The sequence below is a fragment of the Haloarchaeobius amylolyticus genome, assembly GCF_026616195.1.
In the GTDB taxonomy this organism is placed as follows: domain Archaea; phylum Halobacteriota; class Halobacteria; order Halobacteriales; family Natrialbaceae; genus Haloarchaeobius; species Haloarchaeobius amylolyticus.
The window spans coordinates 2,012,615-2,035,387 of the sequence record NZ_JANHDH010000001.1 but is presented as its reverse complement, the minus strand read 5'-3'; the positions used below and the strand labels follow the sequence as shown (position 1 = coordinate 2,035,387).

Annotated in this window: 19 protein-coding genes and 1 tRNA gene; 11 read left to right on the top strand and 9 right to left on the bottom strand. The window is 69.2% G+C overall.

Going from position 1 to position 22,773, the window contains the following annotated elements; translation table 11 throughout:
- Nucleotides 1-25 precede the first annotated feature (25 nt).
- The 6 genes from NOV86_RS10465 to NOV86_RS10440 all read left to right on the top strand — a co-directional run bounded on the left by NOV86_RS10465 (nucleotide 26) and on the right by NOV86_RS10440 (nucleotide 4,808).
- A complete protein-coding gene (locus NOV86_RS10465; RefSeq protein ID WP_267641329.1) occupies nucleotides 26-1,198 on the top strand; it encodes an outer membrane protein assembly factor BamB family protein in 1,173 nt (390 codons plus the stop codon).
- Complete coding sequence (locus NOV86_RS10460) at nucleotides 1,188-2,405, top strand: outer membrane protein assembly factor BamB family protein (RefSeq protein ID WP_267641328.1); 1,218 nt, start codon at nucleotides 1,188-1,190, stop codon at nucleotides 2,403-2,405. Before NOV86_RS10465 ends, NOV86_RS10460 begins: the two co-directional genes overlap by 11 nt.
- An 83-nt stretch (nucleotides 2,406-2,488) precedes the next feature.
- Nucleotides 2,489-3,025: a hypothetical protein gene (locus tag NOV86_RS10455; RefSeq protein ID WP_267641327.1), complete on the top strand. Its 537-nt coding sequence runs from the start codon at nucleotides 2,489-2,491 to the stop codon at nucleotides 3,023-3,025.
- Between the two features lie 95 nt (nucleotides 3,026-3,120).
- Nucleotides 3,121-3,729 (top strand): PH domain-containing protein, encoded by a 609-nt coding sequence (locus NOV86_RS10450; protein WP_267641326.1) that lies wholly within the window; start codon nucleotides 3,121-3,123, stop codon nucleotides 3,727-3,729.
- 155 nt (nucleotides 3,730-3,884) lie between these two features.
- A tRNA-Gln gene (locus NOV86_RS10445) sits at nucleotides 3,885-3,957 on the top strand.
- Between the two features lie 122 nt (nucleotides 3,958-4,079).
- The gene (locus NOV86_RS10440) at nucleotides 4,080-4,808 is read left to right on the top strand and encodes a rhodanese-like domain-containing protein (RefSeq protein WP_267641325.1); all 729 of its coding nucleotides are present in this window, start codon (nucleotides 4,080-4,082) and stop codon (nucleotides 4,806-4,808) included.
- A 19-nt stretch (nucleotides 4,809-4,827) separates the two neighbouring features.
- On the opposite strand, the gene NOV86_RS10435 is transcribed toward NOV86_RS10440, so the two are convergent.
- The 5 genes from NOV86_RS10435 to NOV86_RS10415 all read right to left on the bottom strand — a co-directional run bounded on the left by NOV86_RS10435 (nucleotide 4,828) and on the right by NOV86_RS10415 (nucleotide 12,354).
- Entirely contained in the window at nucleotides 4,828-6,186 is a 1,359-nt protein-coding gene (locus NOV86_RS10435; RefSeq protein ID WP_267641324.1) for a restriction endonuclease, read from the bottom strand.
- Nucleotides 6,187-6,311: 125 nt separating this feature from the next.
- On the bottom strand, nucleotides 6,312-8,663 hold the full coding sequence (locus tag NOV86_RS10430; RefSeq protein ID WP_267641322.1) for a PAS domain-containing protein: 2,352 nt from the start codon (nucleotides 8,661-8,663) through the stop codon (nucleotides 6,312-6,314).
- Nucleotides 8,664-8,800: 137 nt separating this feature from the next.
- A complete protein-coding gene (locus NOV86_RS10425; protein ID WP_267641321.1) occupies nucleotides 8,801-10,192 on the bottom strand; it encodes a cytochrome P450 in 1,392 nt (463 codons plus the stop codon).
- Nucleotides 10,193-10,294: 102 nt separating this feature from the next.
- Nucleotides 10,295-10,573 carry a hypothetical protein gene (locus tag NOV86_RS10420; protein ID WP_267641320.1) on the bottom strand — a complete coding sequence of 93 codons (279 nt, stop codon included), beginning with the start codon at nucleotides 10,571-10,573 and terminating at the stop codon, nucleotides 10,295-10,297.
- A gap of 83 nt (nucleotides 10,574-10,656) precedes the next feature.
- Nucleotides 10,657-12,354: a formate--tetrahydrofolate ligase gene (locus tag NOV86_RS10415; RefSeq protein WP_267641319.1), complete on the bottom strand. Its 1,698-nt coding sequence runs from the start codon at nucleotides 12,352-12,354 to the stop codon at nucleotides 10,657-10,659.
- A 294-nt stretch (nucleotides 12,355-12,648) separates the two neighbouring features.
- Between NOV86_RS10415 and NOV86_RS10410 the strand changes: the two genes are divergently transcribed.
- Entirely contained in the window at nucleotides 12,649-13,653 is a 1,005-nt protein-coding gene (locus NOV86_RS10410; RefSeq protein ID WP_267641318.1) for a transcription initiation factor IIB, read from the top strand.
- Nucleotides 13,643-13,990 (top strand): hypothetical protein, encoded by a 348-nt coding sequence (locus NOV86_RS10405; protein WP_267641317.1) that lies wholly within the window; start codon nucleotides 13,643-13,645, stop codon nucleotides 13,988-13,990. The genes NOV86_RS10410 and NOV86_RS10405 overlap by 11 nt, the downstream gene beginning before the upstream one ends.
- Before the next feature lie 33 nt (nucleotides 13,991-14,023).
- Here the strand turns inward: NOV86_RS10405 and NOV86_RS10400 are convergent, their stop codons facing one another.
- Together NOV86_RS10400 and NOV86_RS10395 are read right to left on the bottom strand one after the other, a co-directional pair.
- Nucleotides 14,024-14,191, bottom strand: coding sequence for a hypothetical protein (locus NOV86_RS10400; protein WP_267641316.1), 168 nt, complete (start codon nucleotides 14,189-14,191; stop codon nucleotides 14,024-14,026).
- Between the two features lie 63 nt (nucleotides 14,192-14,254).
- Nucleotides 14,255-15,022, bottom strand: coding sequence for a helix-turn-helix domain-containing protein (locus NOV86_RS10395; protein WP_267641315.1), 768 nt, complete (start codon nucleotides 15,020-15,022; stop codon nucleotides 14,255-14,257).
- Nucleotides 15,023-15,472: 450 nt separating this feature from the next.
- Here NOV86_RS10395 and NOV86_RS10390 point away from each other — a divergent pair, with 450 nt between their 5' ends.
- From NOV86_RS10390 to NOV86_RS10380, 3 genes are all read left to right on the top strand, one after another.
- Nucleotides 15,473-17,197: an L-lactate permease gene (locus tag NOV86_RS10390; RefSeq protein WP_267641314.1), complete on the top strand. Its 1,725-nt coding sequence runs from the start codon at nucleotides 15,473-15,475 to the stop codon at nucleotides 17,195-17,197.
- A gap of 73 nt (nucleotides 17,198-17,270) precedes the next feature.
- On the top strand, nucleotides 17,271-17,780 hold the full coding sequence (locus NOV86_RS10385) for a LutC/YkgG family protein (RefSeq protein ID WP_267641313.1): 510 nt from the start codon (nucleotides 17,271-17,273) through the stop codon (nucleotides 17,778-17,780).
- Nucleotides 17,777-19,987, top strand: a complete 2,211-nt coding sequence (locus tag NOV86_RS10380; protein WP_267641312.1) for an LUD domain-containing protein — start codon at nucleotides 17,777-17,779, stop codon at nucleotides 19,985-19,987. Before NOV86_RS10385 ends, NOV86_RS10380 begins: the two co-directional genes overlap by 4 nt.
- A gap of 24 nt (nucleotides 19,988-20,011) precedes the next feature.
- Here the strand turns inward: NOV86_RS10380 and NOV86_RS10375 are convergent, their stop codons facing one another.
- Together NOV86_RS10375 and NOV86_RS10370 are read right to left on the bottom strand one after the other, a co-directional pair.
- On the bottom strand, nucleotides 20,012-20,437 hold the full coding sequence (locus NOV86_RS10375) for a hypothetical protein (RefSeq protein WP_267641311.1): 426 nt from the start codon (nucleotides 20,435-20,437) through the stop codon (nucleotides 20,012-20,014).
- A 53-nt stretch (nucleotides 20,438-20,490) separates the two neighbouring features.
- Nucleotides 20,491-22,665, bottom strand: a complete 2,175-nt coding sequence (locus NOV86_RS10370) for an alkaline phosphatase PhoX (protein ID WP_267641310.1) — start codon at nucleotides 22,663-22,665, stop codon at nucleotides 20,491-20,493.
- Nucleotides 22,666-22,773 lie beyond the last annotated feature (108 nt).

Genomic DNA, 22,773 nt, shown 5'->3' with positions numbered 1-22,773 from the left:
CGGCTCGACCGGGAAGCCCGAACCGATGCCCTCCCTCTCACGACGAGACGCCCTGAAGTCCCTCCCCGCCCTCGCGGTCGGCCTCGCCGGGTGTACCGCCCTGGCCGAGGAGGACCACGAGAGCCCCGTCCCGACCGCGTGGCAGACCAAGCGGTTCGACCCGACGCCGGGCGCCCACCCCGAGGGCGGCCCACTCATCGTCGGGTCCCGCAGCCCCTTCCGTGACGACGCGATGCTGGCCGCCGTCGACCCCGAGACCGGCGAGGAACGGTGGTCCATCGGCGGCGGCAAGGGCCGCGGGTCACCCGTGGCCGCCGACGACCGGCACGCCTACGTCTTCTCGAAGGCCGAGACCGCGTTCGCCGTCGACTATTCGACCGGCGAGATCACCTGGGAGACCAGCGTCGCCCCGGTCGACGAGGCCGACCCCGGCGTCGTCGAGTTCGCCCCGATTCCCGCCGGCGAGCAGGTGTACGTCCCCATCTCCGGCACCGAGGACGACGTGCCCGACCGGGTCGAAGCCCTCGCGACGGCGGACGGGAGCGTGCAGTTCGTGCTCGACCTGCCGGCCTCGCTCTCGGGCGCCCCGGCCCGCGACCGCGCCGGCCTCGTGGCCCCGCTTTTGGACGGGACGCTCCGCCGCGTCACCGCCGACGGGACCGAGGACTGGCGCCTTGAGGTCGGCGCCGCGATGTCCGACGTGGCGGTCGCCGACGGCACGGTCTACGTCGGCAGCGCGACCGAGGAACTGCTCGCGGTCGACGCCGACACCGGCGAGGTGCAGTGGCGCTCCCCACTGGAGAACACCGTCTTCACCCGCCCGCTGGTCGCCGACGGCCGCGTCTACGTCGCCGCCGCGGACTACTACCTCTACGGCATCGACGCCGCGACCGGCGAGCGACGCTGGCGGACCGAGACCCTCAGCGCGTTCACCTCCGGCCCAGAACTGGTCGACGGCCTGCTCGTGAGCATGGTCGGCGGGCAGATCACACAGCGCGGCCCGAGCGGGACGGTCCCGTTCACCCCCGAGGCGGTGTACGTCCACGATACCGACGGGACCGAGGTCGCCGAGTACCGCTTCGAGGGCTACCACGAGGGTGGCAGCCCGATGTGGGTCGCCGTCATGGGCGACGCGGTCTACGTCGGGCAGGAGTGGTCGCTCTCGAAGGCTGGCCCGGAGGTGACCGATGTCGCGTAACCCGATCTCCCGCCGCGAGGCGTTCGGCGCCATCGCGGGTGCCGGGTCGCTCGCGCTCGCGGGCTGTGTCTCCTCGGTCCTGCCCGGCAACAGCGTCGACCCGGTCTGGCGCCACGACCTCGACCAGGCGACCGGCGCCTCGCCCCCGGCGATGGGCGACGACCAGGTCCTCGTCGGCGGGCAGGACAAGGCCCTGTACGGACTCGGCGTCGCCGACGGCGAGACCCAGTTCCGCGTCGAGACCGGCGGCCCCATCGAGGCCCGCCCCGTCGCACCCGACGCCGGCGGCCCCTACCACGTCCACAGCACCGACGGCGACCTCTACACCGTCGACCCGTCGGGCGCCCGCCGCTGGCACACCGAGGGGCTGCACGAACGCGGCGTCCTCGGCCGGTACGGCTCGCTCGTCGTCGACATCGACCTCACCGACGACGTGCTCCGCGGCTACGACGCGGGCTCCGGCGAGCGCCGGTTCGAACGCGAGAGCGACCTGTACCTGCCACCGGAGGGTGTCGGTGACCACATCGCGCTCCAGCAACCCGCCGAGACCGACGAGCACCGTCTCGTCGTCCTCGCACAGGACGGCAGCGTCCAGTGGCAGACCGAGCCCTCGCGGCTCTATCCGAACGTCGGGGCCGACAGCCGCCTCCTCGTGGCGACCCGCGGCCCGGACGTGACGGGCTACGACCCGGCCGACGGGACCGTCCGGTGGACGGGCTCGGTCGCCGGCATGGAGGCGTTCCACGGCGTCGAGCTCGGCTCGCTGGTCTACCTGCGCCCGTCATACTCCGGCCCGGAGGACGAGGTGGTCGCACTCGAGCGAGACACCGGCCACGTCCGGTGGCGACGGACCGCCGGCTACCGCGTCGAGGCCATCGAACCGACCGACGACGCCGTCTTCGTCGGGAGTTCGGTCGACGACCCCGACGGCGGGACGCTCGCCCGCGTCGACTGCTTCGGTCCGGACGGAACCCAGCGCTGGACGACGGTCACGGAGCGGCCGACGATGGAGGACGTCGTCGTCTCCGGCGACTCGGTCGTGGCCGTGAGCAAGCGGTCGCTGGCCGCCCTCGACCGGGAGACCGGTGAGACGCGCTGGACCTACGACCCCGGCGAGGGCGGCCGACTCGCCGTCGTCCGGGCATCCGGTTCGGTGTTCGTCTCGAACCTCGACCGCGGGCGGGTCGCGAAGCTCCCGACGATGTGAGTGCGACGGCCCTCTCGGCCGCCCCCCACCCGTGCGCACTCGTATCACTATCCTGTTAATACCGGCGGGCGCGTATCTCCCGCATGAAACGACGTGCGATGCTCGCAGCGACCGGGACAGCCCTCCTGGCCGGCTGTCTCGGTGCGTTCACCGTCCGGTCTGACTCCGAAGAGGGCGGCTTCGTGGACGGGTACCAGGACGTGGCGCTGCTCGCGCTGGCCGACCTCACCGAGGACGGCTGGACCCAGGTCTCGGCGCCCGAGCCCGAATCGACCCGGTTCGAACGCGTCGACGGCGACTACGTCCACGTCCTCGACTCCGCCGTCGAACGCTACGAGTCCATCGCGACCGCCATCGGCCGCTTCGGCGAGGAGCTGGACCGGGCCCGCGAGGACGCTAACCCCGACCTCCTCGACCTCGCCGACGACGCCTTCGTCGCCACGCCGCGGACGAACGTGGCCGTCGTCTGGTTCCGCGACCGCGACACGCTCGGCCGGGTCTCCTACACCATCCTGAAGAGCACCGCCGCCGAGATGCGCGGTGTCGACACCGCCCTGGCCGTCGGCTACGCGAGCACGATGCACGCGAAGGTCGTCACGAACCGCCCGGACTCGGCGTAGCCCCACCTCGCGGGCTGCCAGCGGCGTCGCTGGTGGTTCTCTCCCGCCGAGAACCGTGTCACCTGTAGATGACGACGGCCCGCGTCTCTGCAGCCATGAGACCCCAGAACGAGTGGTTCGAACCTGAGCGGCTCACCGTCTACTACTACGCACTCGAGGCCATCGTCGTCGCCATCCTCCTGGCCGTCGCCGGCGGACTCGCACTGAGTGGCATCCTCTTCGAGGTCGAGCCCTGGGCCGTCGCCGTCGGCGCCGCCGCGGTGCTCCTCCCGGTCGCCTTCGTCACGTGGTGGATTCCCGCGTTCACCCGGAGCGCCGCCTACCGCCTCACCGAGGACGAACTCGAGTACCGCCGGGGCGTCTTCTTCCAGCAGCGGACCACCGTCCCCTACAACCGCATCACCAACGTCGACTCGGTCCAGGGACCCGTCCAGCGCCGCCTCGACGCGGGCACGGTCCAGATCCACACCGCCGGCTTCGGCGGCCAGACCGGCGCCGAACTCACCATCGACGGCGTCAGCGACTTCGAAGCCATCAAAGAGCAGGTCCTCGCGAAGGTCCGGGGCCGCGAGCCAGAGGCGACCGAGGCCGCGAGCGTGGCCGCGTCTCCCCCGGTACAGGCCGCGGAAGACGCCGACTCAGCCGACGTGCTCACCGAACTCCGGCGGATCCGGGAACTGCTGGAGCAGGGCCGGGTCGCCTGAGTGCTACCTGCCAGAGGTCGTCGCGGCGCGTCGGTGCGGGCGGTCACCCTGTACCACCCAGTTCGCGTCACAGCGTCGCACCCCTCTACGGTTTCGCAACACTCAAATATCCAAGCGCAGTACAGTCTGATGGAATCGGGGAGACCCGACGACGAAGTTCCATGGGGTAGTGGCCAATCCTGTTGCCTTCTGGGGGCAACGACCCAGGTTCGAATCCTGGTGGAACTACTTCCTCTCGACGTTTCATCTGGACGCGAGCAGTTGCGCTGTCGCGCGTTCTCCAGTCGAAACGAAGGGGGTTCACCCGTTACCAACACCCCTATTTTGGTTCACCCCATAGCACCTCGCACATGAAACGACGGGCGTTCCTCTCCGGTGTCGGCCTCTCGATGACGGCCCTGGCGGGCTGCATCGGCGGCCTCACCGGGTCCGGCGACACGCAGAGTGGTGGCACCTCCGACGAGGGCTACGAGACCCTCTCTGTCGAGGGTGAACAGGTCGCACTGGCCCCCATTGAGGACACCTACCAGTGGTTCAAGAACGACGAGGCGACGTTCGTGGACTCACGCGGGAGTTCGGCGTACGACCAGGGCCACATCGAGGGGGCAATCAGCAGCCCGGTCCAGAACCCCATCGAGGCCGAACCCGTCGAGGGTGTCTCGAAGGACGCCCTGGTCGTTGCGTACTGCGGCTGTCCGCACCACCTGTCGTCGCTCCGGGCGTCGGAGCTCCAGAAGGCGGGCTACACGAACGTCTACGTCATCGACGAGGGGTTCTACGAGTGGGTCGAGCGGGGCTACCCGGTGGTCGGGTCGAAGGCGAAGAAGGAGTTCGAGGTCCAGGGACGGACCGACCCGTCCCACGCCGGCGAGATGGTCAAGCTCTGGCTGCAGACCGACGAGGGGGTCGAACCGCTCGAGGCCGCACTGGTCGCGGACGACGGCTCCTACGCGATGACCGTCCACTTCAGCGGGGTCACCGCGGACTCGCCCGTCTCGCTGGAGGCGCCGGACTACGAGGTGGAGACGACGCTCGGTGCACTGACGGGGCAGGTCGTGACGGAGAACTTCGTCCGGTAAGCGGGCGGAACCACCGCGGTCAGATGAAGACGAAACCGGCAGCGAGGAGTGCGGTGAGGAGCGCGACGACGACGCCGGCGACGAGTGGCGGGTTCTCCATCGGCTTCCGGTAGACAGGCATCGCCTCGTACGCCGTCTCGAACGTCTCCAGGTTCTCCTCGTCGTAGAAGTACTTCGTCGACCACACGAACGATTCGGTGACGGCACACCCGGTGCAGATGGGGGTCCCTTCGAGCCGTTCGGTCTTCGTGTGGCTGGTGCAGTTGATCGACCCGCAGTTCGCGCAGTGGGTGTAGGTCTCGCCCCCGGCGTCCTCGCCGCAGTGGACACAGCGTGCCGGACTCGTGATGGTCTCCCGGGCGGCACCGGCGGCCGCGTACTCCACCGGGTGGTCGTATTCGCCGAGCGAGACGACCTGGGTGACCTGTGGCAGGTACACCGGTGTCACGGAGCGTATCTGGACGTCGCTCTGCTTCGGTCTGCACTCCTTCGAGTAGTCGACGTTGTTCCCGCCGGTGTAGTGGACCGTGGTCGTGTGCGCGTCCCGGACGCGGTCGACGAGCCAGTCGTTGTACTCCGTCTCGGTTCGCTCGAACCGGCCCACCTCGACCGTGTCGAAGTCGCGTTCGAACGTCGACTCGTCGAACTGGATGGCCTCGCCGACGTGTTCCGAGACGAGGCGCTGGAACGCCCGGGCCGGGACCGTCGGGCCGTGTCGGTCGGCCCTGACGACGAACTGGTCGGTCTCGTTCACCCGGTGGATGACGCCGACGGACGTCTCGAACGTCGCCTGTACCGACGCCACGATGCGGAGCATCGGCACGAACTCGGCAGTGCGGCTGCTCGCCTCGACCTGCGACCGCGGCAGGTTCTCGATGGGTTCGAACGCGCTCAGCAGGGGTCTGTCCAGCCCGGCCGTCGGCTCGTACGGCTGGAGCGTCTGGTCACAGAGGATCTCGATGCGGCCGTTGTACAGGTCGAGGCCGATCCGGTCCGCGATCTCCCGCAGTTTCTTCCCGTCGATGAGCTGGATGCCCGGCCCCGTCCCGTTCTGCTCGACCTTCCGTGCGTACTCCCGCGCCGGCTGTGTGAACCGGCCGGAGGTGACGACCATCCCCCGTTTCGGTCCGTCGTAGTCGTAGGTCGTCACCGCGCTGTGCAGTTTCTGGACGACCGGTCGGCTGACCGTCTCGCGGTGTTTACACTCGACGACGACCGCGCGTGTCTGGCCGTCGACCCGTTCTTCCATCACGATGTCGCGCCCCTCGTCGGCCCCCTGTTTGTGGACGCGCGGGTTCTCGTAGCCGAGCTTCCGGAAGACGTCGACCATCAGCTCCTCGAAATCGTACCCGGAGAACTCGTCGAGAAGTTTCGGCATACGCTCTGGAGTCGGCAGACCCACATCAATCATCTGGCTGAATATTCCACCGCGGAACCGACGCCAGCACCGGGCGGAACGGTGTTCCGCCGCAGGACAGAATCGCCCGGTCGCCCGGTGTCTCTCTACGACCCGTCGTCGGCGACCACGGGCAGTTCGACCCGGCAGACCGTCCCCTCGTCGCCGGAGTCGACGGTCAGCGAGCCACCGTGGGTGTCGACCATCCACCGGGCGATCCAGAGGCCGACCCCGCTGGTGTGCTGGAGGGGCATCTCGACGCCGGCGTCGAGGACCGCGAGCTCGCTCTCGGGGATGCCGGGGCCGTCGTCGCGGATGCGGATGACGACCCGGCCGTCGTCCTCGCCGGTTCCCGTGACGGCGACCTCGGGGCCGTCGGCGTAGCGCACCGCGTTCTCGAGGAGTTCGATGACCGCGAGCCGGAGGCCCTTCGTCGCCTCGATCCGGGACCCGGGAGCGTCCCCGGTCGGGAGTTCGACACTACTCTCCGGGAGCCGGCGCTGCAGGGTGTCCCGGCAGTGCTCGAGGAACCGCCCGACGGGCGTCGGTACGCGCTCGCCGGAGTCGAAGTGGTCGAGGACGAGGCGGGTCTTCTCGGCGGTCGAGAGCAGGTTCGAGACCGCGGCGTGGATGTTCTCGGTCGCCTCCGCCGTCGACGCGTCGCCCTGCTCCAGCAACTCGGTGTAGCCGAGCACCAGGCTGCTGTTGGTGCGGAGGTCGTGTCTGAGGACCCGACCGACCACCGAGAGCTGCTCGCGCTGGCGCTGTAGCTGGCGGTCGTTCAGTCGCTGCCTGGTGATGTCCTCGACAGTCGTGACGACGTACTCCACCGACCCATCGTCGTCGAGCAGCGGGGTGGCGTTCACGCGCACCCACGCCCGGTCGCCGTCACCCGTGACGACGCCGTGTTCGAAGCCGTAGACGGGCTCGCCGGTGGTCAACACCGTGCCGACGGGGAGCTCGGCCATCGAGATGGGGTTGCCGTCCATGTCCTCGATCTCCCACTCGTTCGCCCAGTAGGTCCGGTTGGTGATCTCCGCGGCGGGGATATCGAGGATCTCCTCAAGGCGCTCGTTGGTCCGGACGATGTCGCCCTGCGCGTCGGTGACCGCGATGCCGACCGGGCTCGTCCGGAAGATACGCTGCTGGAGGTCCTGTTCGTGCGAGAGCGAGTCCGCGGTCCGCTGGCGGACCAGCACCGTCCCCAGCTCCGCCGCGATGGTCGAGATGAGGTCGATGACCCGCGTGTCCCGCCCCGTCGGCCGGGACAGGAAGAACGTCAGGACGGCGACGACCTCACCGGCCGCGACGATGGGGACCCCGACGGCGGACCGCAGACCGGTCCGGGCGACGACGTCCTGCCGGACGAACGTCTCCCTGCCGGCCCGGGTCAGGTCGGCGAGCCACTCCGGTTCGGCTGTCGCCCAGACCCGACCCGGCAGCCCCTCCTCGTACCCGAAACGCATCTGCTCGGTCTTCGTGACGAACGCCGACGCGAGGTCACCCGTGAGCGCCGCGGTCGTGTGGGTGGTAGAGCAGCGCAACCCGTCGTCTCCGGGCACCCACGCCTCGGCGTAGTCGGGCTCGGCCCGCGAGCAGACGGCCGCGAGGACCCGCGACAGGGCGTCCTCGAAGGTGTCGGCGGTGACGGCGATACTGATCGTCTGCCGGAGGAGTTCGAGCTCCTCGACGGTCCGGGTCCGCTCGGCGATGTCGCGGCCGATACCGCAGACGTAGGACCGGGTGCTGCCCGGGTAGTCGAGACGCGTCGCCGTGAACTCGTACGGTCGGGTTCGGCCCTCCCCGAGGACGAACGCCGCCTCGACCTTCACGCGCTCGCCGTCGACCGCCCGGGCGAACGCGTCGGCCACCCGGTCGCGGTCGTCGCCCTCGAAGAAGGCGTCGGGGCGCATCCCCTGCAGCGCCGCCCCGTCGTAGGGCGCCTCGGCTTCGAGCCGTTCGTTCCACCAGCGGAGGCTCCCGTCGGTGTCGAACAGGTAGACCAGGTCGTCGACGCTGTCGAGGCCGGCGAGTCCGACCGACAGCGGGACGTCGCGGTGGTCGTCGGCGGGCCGGCGCTCTGCGAGCTTCAGGAGGCGCGTCGCGGCCAGCTGGAGCCGGCCGCCGTCGAGTCGGTCGAGGTAGTCGGCGGCGCCCGCGTCGGCAGCCGTCGCCGGCGAGAGGTCGCCGGCCGGGTCCACGAGGACGAAGGGGACGTCGAGGTCGCGGAGGCGGCCGGCCAGCGAGCGCCACGCACCGTCGACACTGCCGACGCCCAGGAGGACCATCTCCGGCGGGTTCGAGGTGACCTGTTCCCGGGCGCCTGCGACGGCTGTCGCGGTCCGGACCTTGACGGCTGGCTGCTCGGCCTGGAGGGCCGCGACGAGGTCGTCGGGAACCAGCGAGTCGCCCACGACAAGCACGTCTATCGGTGCGAGAGCAGGGAGGGGTTCGGGCATAGCTGCGGTTCGTATCCGTACTCTGTGAGACTCCTTGTAGGCAGTACCGCCTCAACGATTCGGTCCCGGGAACTCATGACCTAATATATTCGGGGCAGGACCCGTCGGCCCCGGCGAGGTCTGGTGTCGACACGCGGCTACTCCACCACGCTGACGGTCGCGTCGACCCCGTTCCCCGGGCGGAGCGTCGGCGTCGCCCGGAGGTCGTCGAGGCCGTCTTCGGGGACGTCGACGTCGAACTCCTGCGCGATGCGGGCCAGGACCAGCCGCGCCCCGGTGAGCGAGAACTGCCGGCCGATGCAGGCGTGGGGGCCGCTGGAGAACGGGAAGTACGCCGGGACCGTGTCGGGTTTCCGGTCGAGCCAGCGGTCCGGGTCGAACTCGTGTGGGTTCTCGAAGTACCGCCCGTCCCGGTGGACCGCGTACTGCGGCATGACGACGGCCGAACCGTCGGGGACGACGTAGTCGCCCAGTTGCACGTCGCCCTTCGCCTGCCGGAAGACGGCCCAGGCGGCGGGGTAGAGCCGCAGCGCCTCGGTGAACACCCGGCCCGTGTACGCGAGGTCGTCGACGTGGTCGTGCGTCGGCGTCTCGTCGCCGATGACGGCTTCGGCCTCCGCGCGGACGCGCTCGCGGACCTCGGGGTGCCAGGCGAGGAGGCTCTGGGCGTAGGTGAGGCTGAGCGCGGTCGTCTCGTGGCCGGCGATGAGGAAGGTGGCGACCTCGTCGCGGATCTGGTTCTCGGGGAAGTCGACCTCGGGGTTGGACTCGGCCCGGATGAGCATCGAGAGCATGTCCGGCGGCCCCTCGGTCTCGCCGGCCGCGAGGGCCTCGCGGCGGCGCTCGATGAGTTCCTCGGAGAGCTCGCGGATGCCCGAAGCCGCCTCGCGGAACCGGGGCGAGGTGCGCGTCGGGACCCACTCGGGCAGGACCGCCTCGATGCCGAACTCGAACTCGTCGCCGGCGACCTGCATCCACTCGGAGAACTGCTCGGCGCGGTCGAGCCCGATGTCCTCCCCGAGGAGTATCTCGGAGGCGACCCGGACCGTCAGCGCGGTCATGTCGAAGTGGAGGTTCGTCTCGAAGCTCGACGCGCCGTCGGCGGCGGTCGCCCGCCCCGCGCCGGTCGTGGTGCCCGCGAGCCGGTCGCGCCACTCGCCGCAGAGTGCCTCGACGCGCTCGCCGACCGTGTCGGCGTACGCCCGGACCTGGTCGCCCGCGAAGGCCGAGCCCATGACGTTGCGCTGCTGGCGCCAGAGCTGGCCCTCGCTTTGGACGAGGCCCTGTTCGGCGATGAGGGCGGCTGGCCCACTCACCGGGACGCGCGGGAAGTCCTCGGGGCGCGAGAGGGCGTCGTGGATGAGGTCGGGGTTCGTGACCTGCACGAGCGGGGCACGGCCCGGGATCGGGATGCCGACGATGTCCGGGAACCGCGACTGCATCGCCTCGATGAAACGGAACGTGTCGGTGCCGAACCGGACGGCGTTGATGACGCCGGCGTCCGGTGGTCGCGGGAGCGACTGTGACATGTAAGAATATACGCCCGGACGAGTATGTGCGTGTCGGAGGCGGTAGTCCGGTAAGCAGGTGTTGCGGGCTGGTGCCCCAACGGACTTGTCAACGACGACTTCTTACTCGTCCCGGAGGGCGGCCGCGATGGTCTGGAGTTCGCCCTTCCGGAACGCGCCCTGCGTGCTCGCGGGGTCGTCGTCGTCCAGTTCGCCGAGGCGCCAGAGGATGCCGGCCCGCATCTGTGGTTTCGAGGGCAGGCTGTCCGTGTCGACGTCGTAGCCGACGGCCTCGCAGATGGCGGCCAGCGACTCCTTGGTGAAGGCGGTCGACGTCTGGCGCTCGTATCGGTCGACGGAGACCCGGATCTCGTTGCGGAGCGCGTGGACGGTCGGTGACATGGCTGGAGCCACGGCGGGCGCCGCCGTGTAGGTTGGGGTCGGCGACGGGTCGGCCGCCCGAGGTGCGGAGGCCGCCCCACCGCTCAGAAGAGGCCGCTGATGGTCCCGTCGTCGTCGACCTCGATGTCACACGCGGCCGGCTCGGCGGGCAGCCCCGGCATCGTCAGCACGTCGCCGGTCAGCGCGACGACGAACCCGGCCCCGGCCGAGGGGTAGAGCTCCCGGACCGTGAGGTCCCAGCCGTGGGGGACCCCGGCGCGGGCGGGGTCGTCCGAGAGCGACGCGGGCGTCTTCGAGATGCACACCGGCAGGTCGTCGAGCCCCAGTTCCTCGATGCGCGCCAGGTCCTTCCGGGCGGAGGGGGTGAACTCGACGCCGTCGGCGCCGTACACCTGCGTCGCGACCGCCCGGATCTTCTCGTCTAGGGGCGCGTCGAGCGGGTAGGTCGGCTGGAGGTCGGCCTCCCCGGACTCGGCCGCCGCCTGGACCAGCCGGGCGAGTTCGACGCCACCCTCGCCGCCCTGCTGGTAGACCGTCGAGACCGCGGTCAGGACCCCGCGAGCCTCGCAGTGCTCGAGGACCGCGTCGATTTCGGCGTCGTCGTCCGACGGGAAGCGGTTGATGGCGACGACCACCGGCAGGCCCATCGCCCGCAGGTTGTCGACGTGGTGGTCGAGGTTCGGGAAGCCGGCCCGCAGCGCCTCGATGGAATCCTCGTCCCCGACCGAGGGTGCGCCGTGCTTCTTCAGCGCCTCGACCGTGGCGACGACGACCGTCGCGTCGGGTGCGACGCCCTCGCGCGAGACGATGTCGACGAACTTCTCGGCGCCGAGGTCCGCGCCGAAGCCGGCCTCGGTGACGAGGTAGTCGGCCAGCCGGAGGCCGACGTGGTCCGCCAGCACCGAGTTCGTCCCGGTCGCGATGTTGGCGAAGGGGCCGCCGTGGACGAACGCGGGCGTGCCCTCGATGGTCTGGACGAGGTTCGGGCGCAGCGCGTCCGTCAGCAGGGCGGTCACCGCCCCGACGATGTCGAGGTCCGCGACCGTGATTGGGTCGCCGTCGGTGTCGTAGGCGACGATGATGCGGCCGATCCTGTCCTTCAGGTCGGCGATGTCGGTGGCGAGACAGAGCACCGCCATCAGCTCGGAGGCGGCGGTGATGCTGAAGGAGTCCTCCCGCGGCGGGCCGTTGGTCGAGCCGCCGAGGCCAACGACGGTCTCCCGGAGCGCCCGGTCGTTCATGTCCAGTGCGCGGCCCCAGACCACCCGGTCGGGGTCGACGTCGAGTGGGTTGCCGTGGTGCCGGCTGGCGTCGACCGTCGCCGCGACGAGATTGTGTGCCGCGGTGACGGCGTGGATGTCCCCCGTGAAGTGCAGGTTGATGGCCTCCATCGGGAGCACCTGGCTGTAGCCCCCGCCGGCCGCGCCGCCCTTGATGCCGAAGACCGGCCCCTGCGAGGGCTCGCGGACCGCGACCGCGTTCGACACGCCGAGCTGGCCGAGCGCCTGCCCGAGCCCGACCGTGGTGACCGTCTTGCCCGCGCCGCGGCGCGTCGGCGTCATCGCGGTGACCAGCACCAGTTTCCCGTCGGCGGGTCGCTGCATGACCCGGTCGATGGCGTCCCACGTGAGCTTCGCCACCTCGTCGCCCCGCGGCTCCAGGGCCGCGGCGTCCAGCCCGAGGTCGCCGGCGACGGCCTCGATGGGCCGGCGCGACGCCTCGCGCGCGATGTCGATGTCGGGCGGTACCTCCCGCTGTGTGGCTGACTGGTGACTGCTCATGCTCGGTCGAAGATACGGCCACCGAGGGGGTAAACTCGGCAGTCGGTTCTCAGGTTCTGGTAGTGACGGGCTGGCTGACAGGTGGCTCGGGCCGAAAAGTGATTGGTGATAGACGAATCTAGGTGGGGGACCGACGAACCGGACTGAAGCAGGCGTATTCGGCTCTTGAGGTCGGAATAGGCCGGTTTGCGGGGTAAAACCCCACCGTCAACACCGATGGCGTTCACACAGTATTCGTCATATGCCAAGCGAGGTCCCAAGGGGGACGGACCGCAACGAGTGCATACTCGATCGATGTCGGAGACAACCCGAACCACCTGGCGCGCGGCTTCCACCGGCGTCGGGACCACCGAGGAGGAACAGCCCGAGACCACCGACGAGACGGGTGAGCGCAGCCGCGAGGACCTCGTCTACGACGAACGACACGGCGAGTGGGTCGACGAGGAGACCGGCGAGGTCGTCCACGAGGACGCCATCGACCGCGGGCCGGAGTGGCGCGCCTTCGACGCGAGCGAGCGCGACCAGAAGTCCCGCGTCGGCGCCCCGACGACCAAGTTGATGCACGACGAGGGGCTCTCGACCAGCATCGGCTGGCAGAACAAGGACGCCTACGGGAACTCGCTCTCGTCGAGCCAGCGGAAGAAGATGTCGCGCCTGCGGACCTGGAACGAACGCTTCCGGACCCGCGACTCGAGGGAGCGCAACCTGAAGCAGGCGCTCGGCGAGATCGAGCGCATGGGCAGCGCGCTGGGCCTGCCGAAGAACGTCCGCGAGACGGGCAGCGTCGTCTACCGCCGCGCCCTCGAGGAGGACCTGCTCCCGGGCCGGTCCATCGAGGGCGTCTCGACTGCCTCGCTCTACGCCGCGGCTCGACAGGCCGGCGTGCCCCGTAGTCTCGACGAGGTCGGGGAGGTCTCGCGCGTCGACAAGCAGGAGCTCAGCCGGACCTACCGCTACGTCGTCCGCGAACTCGGCCTCGCCGTCGAACCCGCCGACCCCGAGCAGTACCTCCCGCGGTTCCTCTCGGAACTCGACGCCGGCGCCACGGTCGAACGACCCGCCCGGCGGCTGCTCCAGGCGGCCAAGCAGCAGGGCGCCCACAGCGGGAAGAGCCCGGTCGGGCTCGCCGCGGCCGCCATCTACGCCGGTGGCCTGCTGGCGAACGCCGGGCTGACACAGGACGAGGTCAGCGAAGTGACGGACATCAGCGAGGTCACCATCCGTAACCGCTATCAGGAGCTGTTCGAGGTCGTCGGGCAGGAGCGCCTCTCGAACCTGCGCGTCGAGGATGGCGACTGAAGGCGGTCGGGTCGCGCCCGCGGACGCAACGTGGCGCGAGAGCGTCCGCGCCGGGCTCGCGCTCTGTCTGGTGGTCGCGGCGGCGTGGCTGGTCCTGCCACCGGGGCATCCCGGACAGGCCGCCGTGGCGGTCGGCGCCATCTACGGGGGCGCGCTGTTTCCCGCGTCGGCGTACCTCTATCTGCGGGAGGTCGGCGCTGGCGAACACGAGTCGGGTCGTCTCTCCGCATTCGCCGCACTCGTCGGGTGGTCGAAAGCACGGCTCGCGCGCCTGCCGGGCCGCGTGGTTCGGTCCCGGCGCACCCGGACGAACCGGACGTGTCCCTGCGAGTACTGAGTCGCTGTTCCTGCCGATGCGTCGAGACCCCGACTAGCGAGTGCCGGGTGCCGTCGACCGAGTGAAGTAGACGTCACCGTCGAGCCGGTCCGTGATCTCTTCGAGTCCTGCCGCGTCACAGCGCGGGCACCGCGATTCCGCCTCCGGGAGCGCGAAGACGGTCTCGCAACCGGCACAGGCGAAGTAGCGCAAGCCGAGCACGGGCGCCTCTGGGGACCGCAGAAAGATAAACTGGGAGCTGTGGGCAGGGCCGTTCTGGGGAGTTCAGACCTTCTTCGCGACCGGTTCGCGCGAGCACTGCTCGCCGAGGTCGGACACCGCGCGAGAGACGAAACAGCCGATGATCCACGACTCGGCCTGCTGGAGCCGGTACTGTAGCGTCGACCGCGGCACGTCCAGTTCCTCGGCGACCTCGGCCATCGAGGTGTCCCGGGGGGTCTGGTAGTAGCCCATCCGGACCGCCGTCTCGATGGCCTCGCGCTGCTCGTAGGGGAGCTCCGCGAGCGTGATGGCCTCCTCGGCCCAGTAGGAGGGACCGCCGATCTGCCGGAAGGAGAGCGAGAGGCCGTCGCGCAACTCCTCGCTCAGGGCCTCGTGCAGCCCCATCGCGTCGCCGTCGTCGCGCATGAGGATGCGCCACTCGTAGCGGTTCTCGCGGCGCTCGGCGGCACAGAGGTAGCCCTCGCCGAGGTACATGCAGGCCAGTTGCGGGATGGAGTAACAGTCGCCGGGCGAGGGCCGGAAGGTGTAGATGGTCCGGCGCGAGGGCGCGCGCTCGAGGAACTCGTGCTCCCAGTCGGTGTGGCAGTGCCGGGAGCCGATGCACTCGTTGCAGTGCTCGGGCGCCATGTAGATGTCGTCGATGCGTTCGAGAGCCTCCTTCGGGCCGGCGATGCGGTCGATGCGCCACATGCTGTTGGGCGAGACGTGGCAGTTGATGGTCCGGGCGTGGGCCTCCGGATGCTCGATGAAGACGTCCATGAGTGGGTCGGCCCCCCGCTCGTACTCGATGGTGAACGCGAACTCGCGCATGGCACAGGATTCGGCTATCGCCAAATAAGGCCGTTGGTCCGGGAGGTCCTCGCCCAGGAGTTGGCGAATGACGAACATCGACACTCGCGAGGGTGCCCACCCGACCGGCCGCCGTCGCCGACCCCTTCGCTTCCACTCGAACCCGTTCCTATGCAGTCGTATGAACACGATGTTACAGTTGTATGAAGAGGTGATTCAGTCGTATGAACTGGAGTGAGAACCGGTTCTCATCGCCGAACTCCCCCCTCGTGTAACCGGCCACACACGTCAATCGGTCGCAAGAAGGCGATACGGCCGGCCTCATCCTATATGAACTATTCGGGTATTCGTAAGAATTGCCAATCTACGGTGATTCTTTATCCCAGTAAACTCGTGTTCTTCTCATGCCAGAGTCAGGCACAGACGAACCTGCGATTGCACCGACGCACCGTTCGAGTGAGGTGAGCCACGATGGCTGACCCGCTGATGATACTGTTGGCGGTCCTGCCGCTGGTCGCCATCACCGTACTGATGGTCGGCCTCTACCAGCCCGCGACGACCACCATGCCCATCGCGTGGGTGACGGCCGCGGCGGTCGGCGTCGTCGGCTGGAGCATGTCGCCCGAGCTCCTCGCGGCGGCGACCATCGCGGGCGTGTTCACCGCCACCGAGATCCTGTGGATCGTCTTCGGGGCCATCTTGCTCCTGTACACGCTGAAGCAGTCCGGCGCGTTCGACGTCATCAACGCCGGGTTCTCCTCGATCAGCGACGACCGCCGCGTCCAGGTCGTCCTGCTCGTGTTCCTGATGGGCTCGTTCATCGAGGGCGCGGCCGGCTTCGGGACGCCCGCGGCCATCGTCGGCCCGCTCCTCGTCGGCCTCGGCTTCCCGCCGCTGGCGGCCGTCGTGGTTGCCCTGACGGGGAACATCATGGCCATCACGTTCGGGGCGGTCGGCACGCCGCTCATCATCGGGCTGGAGGAGGTCTTCAGCCAGAACACGGCGATACAGGAGAGCATCAACGCGGAGGGCATGACGGTCACCCAGTACGTCGCCGACGCGGCGGTCTGGGCGGCCTCCATCCACGCCATCGTCGGCATCGTCCTCCCGTTCATCGGGGTCGCGATGATGACCAAGTTCTTCGGCGAGGAGCGCTCCATCAAGCCGGCACTCGAGGTGCTCCCGCTGACCATCTTCGCGTGGGCGTCCTTCGCGGTCCCGTACTGGCTCACCGCGTACTTCCTCGGCCCGACGTTCCCCGCCCTGCTGGGCGCGATGGTCGGGCTGTTCATCACCGCGGGCACGCTCAAGGCGGGCTTCCTGCTCCCCGACGAGGAGTGGGACTTCGCGCCGCGCGAGCAGTGGCCGTCCCACTGGGTCGGCGACATCGAACCCGGCGAGAGCGTCACCGGCGGTGACCAGTCTGTCGCCGCGGATGGCGGTGTCGTCCAGCAGAGCCGCGACATGTCCCTGGGCATGGCGTGGGCGCCGTACATCCTGACGGCCGCGCTGCTGGTCGTCACCCGCGTCTGGAGCCCGCTCCAGAACTTCCTGAACGAGAACCTCGTCATCGCGTGGAGCAACATCCTCGGGACCGGCCTCGACGGGTCGTTCCGCACCCTGTACCTGCCCGGCGCCATCTTCGTGTTCGTCAGCGTCGTCACGTACCTGCTGCACGGGATGGACGGTCAGGAGATCAAGGACTCCTGGCAGGAGACCGGCCAGAAGATCCTGCCGGCGGTCATCGCGCTGTGGTTCGCGGTCGCGACCGTCCAGATCATGATCAACTCCGGGCAGTCGGCGGACACCGGGAGCATGCTCGTCATCCTCTCGGACTTCACCGCGAACCTCGCGGGCGGGGTCTACCCGTTCTTCTCGGCGCTGGTCGGCGCGTTCGGCGCGTTCATCGCCGGCTCGAACACGGTCAGCGACATCCTGTTCGGGACGTTCCAGTTCAACGCGGCACAGAACATCGGCGTCCCGACCCAGATCCTCGTCGGCGCACAGGCCGTCGGCGGGGCCATCGGGAACCTCGTCGCCATCCACAACGTCGTCGCGGCACTGGCCGTCGTCGGCCTCGTCGGCGAGGAGGGTCGCGTCATCCGCCTCGAACTGATTCCGCTGGCGTACTACGCCGCGATGACCGGGTTCCTGACGTTGCTGTTCGCCTACGTCGTCGCACCCGGCGCCTTCTGACCGAGGGCCGTTTTTTCGTACCTTCAACCATGAGATACCACATGCACGACCCGATTCACACGGGTGATGACCGATGAGCGGTGCCAGCACCGACGTGGCCGAACAGTGGGCCACGCGCGCCGGGGACTTCGGCGTCGAGGTGACCTGGACCGCGCCCGGGGAGGCGACCGACGCCATCGCCGCCCTCGTCGACGAGCCGGCGGTCGGCGCGCCGCTGCTCTGGGACGACGTGTCCCTCCCCGAGACCGTCCAGACCGACCCGACGCCCGCCGCCCTCGATGCCGCGACGACGGGTGTCACGGCGGCCGACCTCGCCGTCGCCGAGTACGGCAGTCTCCTGCTCAGGCAGACGCCCGACGGGCGCGAACCGGCCAGCCTCTTCCCCGACCTCCACGTCGCGGTCCTCCGCGAGGACGACGTCGTCCCGGACATGGCGGCGGCGTTCGACTGGCTCGGCGACGAGTTCCGCGAGACGCGCGACTCGGCCATCCTCGCGACCGGACCCTCCGCGACGGCCGACATGGGCGCGCTCGTGAAGGGGGCACACGGCCCGAAGGCGGTCCACGTGGTGGTGATTCGATGAGTTCGGGCTCGCGCGAGTCGAAGGCGGCCCACATCCGCCACCTCCTCCAGACCGAGGGCGACGCCGTCGGCGAGAACGCCCGCGGCTTCAACCAGGGCCGGTACGATTCAGTGGGGAAGCTCGACGACTACGAGCAGCTCAAGTCGGAGGCCCGCGCCATCAAGGAGGACGCCATCGAGCGCCTCCCCGAGCTCATCGACCAGCTCACCGAGACGGTCGAAGCGAACGGCGGCACGGTCTACATCGCCGACGACGCGGCGGACGCCAACGAGTACATCGCCGAGGTGTGCGCCGAACAGGACGCGGAGCGCGTCGTCAAGAGCAAGTCGATGACCAGCGAGGAGATCGAGGTCAACGAACACCTCGAATCGCGGGGCGTCGGCGTCACCGAGACCGACCTCGGCGAGTGGGTGCTGCAGGTCGCCGACGAGGCCCCGAGCCACATCGTCGCACCCGCCATCCACAAATCGAGGGCGGAGATCGCCGACCTGTTCAACGCGGTGTTCGAGCCCGAGGAGGACCTCGAGACCGCCGAGGAGCTGACGATGTTCGCCCGCGAGAAGCTCCTGGAGGACATCAAGGCGGCCGACGTGGGCATGACCGGCGCGAACTTCCTGGCGGCCGACTCGGGGACGATGGCGCTGGTCACCAGCGAGGGCAACGCCCGCAAGACGGTGACGGTGCCCGACACCCAGGTCGCCGTCGCCGGCGTCGAGAAGGTCATCCCCAGCGTCGAGGACCTCCAGCCCTTCGTCGAACTCATCGGCCGCTCCGGCACCGGACAGGACATCACGAGCTACATCTCCCTGCTCACGCCGCCGGTGGACTCCCCGCCGGTCGACTTCGACGACCCGGAGACCCCCATCACCGAGGGCGATTCGGAGCGAGAGTTCCACCTCGTCCTCATCGACAACGGCCGGATGGACATGCGCCAGGACGAGCACCTCCGCGAGACCCTGTACTGCATCCGGTGTTCGGCCTGCTCGAACACGTGTGCGAACTTCCAGGCCGTCGGCGGCCACGGCTTCGGCGGCGAGACCTACTCCGGCGGCATCGCCACCGGCTGGGAGGCCGGCATCGAGGGCCTCGACACGGCTGCCGAGTTCAACGACCTCTGTACCGGCTGCTCGCGGTGTAAACCCGCCTGCCCGGTCGAGATCGACATCCCGTGGATCAACACGGTCGTCCGGGACCGCATCAACCGCGAGGGCGAGGATGGCAACTTCGACTTCCTCGTCGACGGCCTGAGCCCGGACGCCGAGGGCGACGACGGCCCGGAACTCCAGAAGCGCCTGTTCGGCAACTTCGAGACGCTGGCGAAGACCGGCAGCACCTTCGCGCCGCTGTCGAACTGGGTCGCGAACTCCGCCCCCGCGAAGGCGCTGCTGGAACGCACCGCCGGCGTGGACCGCCGGCGCGAGTTCCCGAGCTTCGAGCGCGAGACGCTCGTCGAGTGGTTCGAGCGCCGCGACTCGCAGGCCCCGAACCACGCCGACCGCAAGGCCGTCCTCTACCCGGACGTCTACACGAACTTCATGCTGGTCGAGCGCGGGAAGGCCGCGGTCCACCTGCTCGAGGCCCTCGGCGTCGAGGTGGCGGTCCCCGACGTCCCGGGCGCCGGCCGCGCCCCGCTCTCGCAGGGGATGATCGACACCGCGGGCGAGAAGGCAGAACGCGTCGCGGCCACCCTCGCGCCGTACCTCGACGACGGCTGGGACGTGGTCGTCATCGAACCGAGCGACCTCGCGATGTTCCGCGAGGACTACGAGCACCTGCTGCCGAAACCCGCGTTCGAACCGCTGGCCGAGAACAGCTACGAGGTGCTGGAGTACGCCTTCGGCATGCTGGCGAACGGCGCCGACCCCGCGGTCCTCGCGACCGCCACCGGCGAGGAGTCGGTCGCCTACCACAGCCACTGCCAGCAGCGCAGCATGGGCCTCGAAGAGCACACCATCGCCGTGCTGGAGGAGTGTGGCTACGACGTGACCACCAGCGAGGTCGAGTGCTGTGGCATGGCCGGGAGCTTCGGCTACAAGGAGCAGTACTACGACCTCTCGGTCGACCTCGGCGAGGACCTCGCGGGCCAGCTCCGGGAGGCCGACGGCGACCACGTCGTCGCCTCGGGGACCTCCTGCACCGACCAGATAGACGATATCTTCGGCGAGCGACCCCTGCACCCGGTCGAACTGCTCGCGCCGGGGCAGTAGGGCGTTCGCCGCGTCGCGTCTTCGCTACTCCATCCCGCGCTCTCTCGCGCCCTCGCGTATCTCTTCTGCCCGGTGGCGCACCCGGGCGACGTAGCGCTCGATGACCTCGGTCTCCTTCCCGTAGAACGAGGAGACCCAGTGGCGGTCGGTGTAGGGCTGGGTGAGGAAGTACGCGGCGAGGGTGTCACGGCCGGCCTGGATGATCTCCGGCGGGACGCCGCGGTCGCCGGTGCCGGCCTCCTCGAAGCCGTTCACGTCGAAGTAGACGTCGGCGTAGAGTTCGGCCATGGCCGGGTTCTCGAAGGTGACGCCCCGGTGCTGGGGCGCCTCGAAGCGATAGCGAGGGCCGTCGTCGGCGGGGGACTCGCACTCGACGATGCGTACGTCGAGGATGTACTCGCGGTGGGTCGATTCGGTCGGAGTCGTGGTCGTGTCGTCGGCGCGTGACATGGGACGTGTGCTGGAAAGATGGTGGGTGGCTGCGAGGTGTCGCTGTCGTCGGTTCAGTCGTCGTCGGTGGCGTAGTGCGGCCGGTCGTTACCGCGGCCGAGGGTCTGGAAGCGGTCACCGACCGGGCCGAGGTCCTGCTGCGGGCCCTTGCCGTTGCCGGGGTTCTCGTCACTGCCAGAGTTTTTCGGGCCGTTACCGGGGCTTTCCGGACATTTTCCGGGCGACTCCTCCTCGGGCTCGAAGACGTACAGGCAGTCGTTGCTGTAGCTACGGCCGAACTGGTCGGCGTCCTCACAGCACAGGACTCGCCCGTCGTCCATCACGTAGACGTTGTCGACGTTGACGAGCGCGTCATCGGCGACCGAGGCGGGGTCGGAGCCGTCCGGGCCGGTGATGACGGGTTCGAGCGTGGAGACGTTGTAGTCGGGTTCGAGCGTCCCGCGGTAGACGAGGCCGCCGTCGACGCGTTGCATCTGGACGTCGCCCCCGGGGGTCTCGTTCGAGAGGTCGTCGTTGAACTCCGAGATGCCGAAGTAGACGTAGTCGCCGGGCGTGGCGTTCTCGACGCTGTCGACGCCCTCGGCCTTGTTGAACTCGATGGAGGCACCGATCTCCTTGGCGGCGGCGCGGGTCTCGAGGAAGGGGACCTTCCGGAGGTCCTCGTCGACCTCGTCGGGGCCGGCCCCCTCGTACTGTTCGGCCCACGCGAGGATCTCCTCGTCCGTGATGTAGGTCTGGTTGCCGTCCGCGACGACCGCCCTGTCGGCCTCCTCGAGGAGTTCCTCGGTGACCTCGTCGCCCTCCTCCCAGTCGGTATGGGCAGCGAGGTAGTCGGCCTGGGTCACGTCGTCGTACTGGGCGATCCAGGACTCGACCTCGTGGTTGGTCGCGTGCCCGAGTGCGACCCACTCGACCTCGAGGTTCGTGGTCGCCGGCGAGTTGCTGCCGTCCTCGGCCGCGTCGTTCGTGACCTTCGGGGCGTACAGCGTCCCGGCGATGTCCATCGGGTCGTCGTAGCTGTGGATGGGGCGGTCGGCGACGAACTTGTAGATGCCCTTGCTGTCGCCGTCCGAGCAGCCGTACACGGTCTTCCTGTCCTGCTGGAAGTCGGGGGCTTCCCAGGCGGCGCGACCCATGACGTAGTACTTCACGGGCTGGGGTTCGTCGGCCGTCGGTTCGCGGAAGTCCACGTGGTAGCCGTACCGGTACGGGTTCGGGTAGACGTCGCTGATGGGCTCGATGGTGTTCTCGTCGCCGTCCTGGTCGACGCGGTCGGCGCCGAGGTAGTACGCGAGGAACTCGACGCCCGTCATCGCCCAGTAGCCCTGCACGTACCACGAGTCGTCGCCGTAGTACTCGTCGACCGCGCCCTGTATCTCGCTCGGGTTCGGGCGGTTCCAGAACTGGCAGGCACCGAGGAGGCCCTTGCCCGAACCGGCTTCGACCACGTCGCCGACCGTCGCGGTGAGGGAGACGCGCGGGTGGGCATAGTTCTCCTCGGAGGAGACCATCGTGTCCCACGGACTCAGGTCGCCGTAGCAGTTGATGCGGGTGCCGCCGAGGCTACGGAGCGCCTCGGTGTTCGCGAGGTTCATCGCGTTCTCGAGGTCGGCCTCCCACTCGCCGTCGTCGTCCTGACTGAGGGGGATACGGGAGATGTTACCCGGGCTGTTCTCCCAGTTGGTGAAGAGGTAGCCCTCGGTCCCCTCCTCGTCGGTGGCGACGAACTGGTTGCAGTCGGGGTTGTAGCCCGCGTTCCCGTACTGCGTGCCCGCGAAGTTCTCCTGTGTGATGTCGACGCCGTCGGGCGTCTGCGAGACGCCGAGGCGTTCGGTGCCGCCGTTGATGCTGTCCTCCTCCCGGGCGAGCATCACGTACTCGCTATCGCTCCCGCGGACCTGTCCCTTCTCGGCCTCGGTCGTGGGGATGGACAGTTCGTCGAAGTCATCGTTGCTGCCGTCGAACTCGAACTGGAAGCCGCGGAAGTAGCCGACGCCCGCCCTGTCGAACGGTGCCTCGTTGTCCCGGCTCGGGTGCTGCAGGCTGTACAGCAGCGACCCGTCGGCGAACACGTACGGGCCCGTGACCTCGGCGCCCAGTGCCGTCGTCGAGAACCGCTTCAGCTCGCCCTTGACGCTCGGTGCCCCAGGAGTGTCGGGATCGTCCGGTGCCGCGCTGGCCACGCCCGTCACGCTCGCGCCCAGTGCTGCTGCCACTGACGTTTCCATCAACCGCCGTCGTGTAAATTCCATGACGCAGTTGGCAGTGCGACCCATCGGCCAAAAGACGTTTGTAATAGCGAACACGTCGGCGCTGTATCGGTCGGGAACGGCCAC

What these genes read in the sequence shown, in the direction of transcription:
- NOV86_RS10435 (WP_267641324.1), bottom strand. Translation starts at nt 6,186, where the DNA reads ATGCCGAAACTTCTCGACGAGTTCTCCGGGTACGATTTCGAGGAGCTG.
- NOV86_RS10375 (WP_267641311.1), bottom strand. Translation starts at nt 20,437, where the DNA reads ATGTCACGCGCCGACGACACGACCACGACTCCGACCGAATCGACCCAC.
- NOV86_RS10465 (WP_267641329.1), top strand. Translation starts at nt 26, where the DNA reads ATGCCCTCCCTCTCACGACGAGACGCCCTGAAGTCCCTCCCCGCCCTC.
- NOV86_RS10420 (WP_267641320.1), bottom strand. Translation starts at nt 10,573, where the DNA reads ATGTCACCGACCGTCCACGCGCTCCGCAACGAGATCCGGGTCTCCGTC.
- NOV86_RS10460 (WP_267641328.1), top strand. Translation starts at nt 1,188, where the DNA reads ATGTCGCGTAACCCGATCTCCCGCCGCGAGGCGTTCGGCGCCATCGCG.
- NOV86_RS10425 (WP_267641321.1), bottom strand. Translation starts at nt 10,192, where the DNA reads ATGTCACAGTCGCTCCCGCGACCACCGGACGCCGGCGTCATCAACGCC.
- NOV86_RS10440 (WP_267641325.1), top strand. Translation starts at nt 4,080, where the DNA reads ATGAAACGACGGGCGTTCCTCTCCGGTGTCGGCCTCTCGATGACGGCC.
- NOV86_RS10450 (WP_267641326.1), top strand. Translation starts at nt 3,121, where the DNA reads ATGAGACCCCAGAACGAGTGGTTCGAACCTGAGCGGCTCACCGTCTAC.
- NOV86_RS10370 (WP_267641310.1), bottom strand. Translation starts at nt 22,665, where the DNA reads ATGGAAACGTCAGTGGCAGCAGCACTGGGCGCGAGCGTGACGGGCGTG.
- NOV86_RS10390 (WP_267641314.1), top strand. Translation starts at nt 15,473, where the DNA reads ATGGCTGACCCGCTGATGATACTGTTGGCGGTCCTGCCGCTGGTCGCC.
- NOV86_RS10405 (WP_267641317.1), top strand. Translation starts at nt 13,643, where the DNA reads ATGGCGACTGAAGGCGGTCGGGTCGCGCCCGCGGACGCAACGTGGCGC.
- NOV86_RS10430 (WP_267641322.1), bottom strand. Translation starts at nt 8,663, where the DNA reads ATGCCCGAACCCCTCCCTGCTCTCGCACCGATAGACGTGCTTGTCGTG.
- NOV86_RS10455 (WP_267641327.1), top strand. Translation starts at nt 2,489, where the DNA reads ATGAAACGACGTGCGATGCTCGCAGCGACCGGGACAGCCCTCCTGGCC.
- NOV86_RS10415 (WP_267641319.1), bottom strand. Translation starts at nt 12,354, where the DNA reads ATGAGCAGTCACCAGTCAGCCACACAGCGGGAGGTACCGCCCGACATC.
- NOV86_RS10380 (WP_267641312.1), top strand. Translation starts at nt 17,777, where the DNA reads ATGAGTTCGGGCTCGCGCGAGTCGAAGGCGGCCCACATCCGCCACCTC.
- NOV86_RS10410 (WP_267641318.1), top strand. Translation starts at nt 12,649, where the DNA reads ATGTCGGAGACAACCCGAACCACCTGGCGCGCGGCTTCCACCGGCGTC.
- NOV86_RS10385 (WP_267641313.1), top strand. Translation starts at nt 17,271, where the DNA reads ATGAGCGGTGCCAGCACCGACGTGGCCGAACAGTGGGCCACGCGCGCC.
- NOV86_RS10395 (WP_267641315.1), bottom strand. Translation starts at nt 15,022, where the DNA reads ATGCGCGAGTTCGCGTTCACCATCGAGTACGAGCGGGGGGCCGACCCA.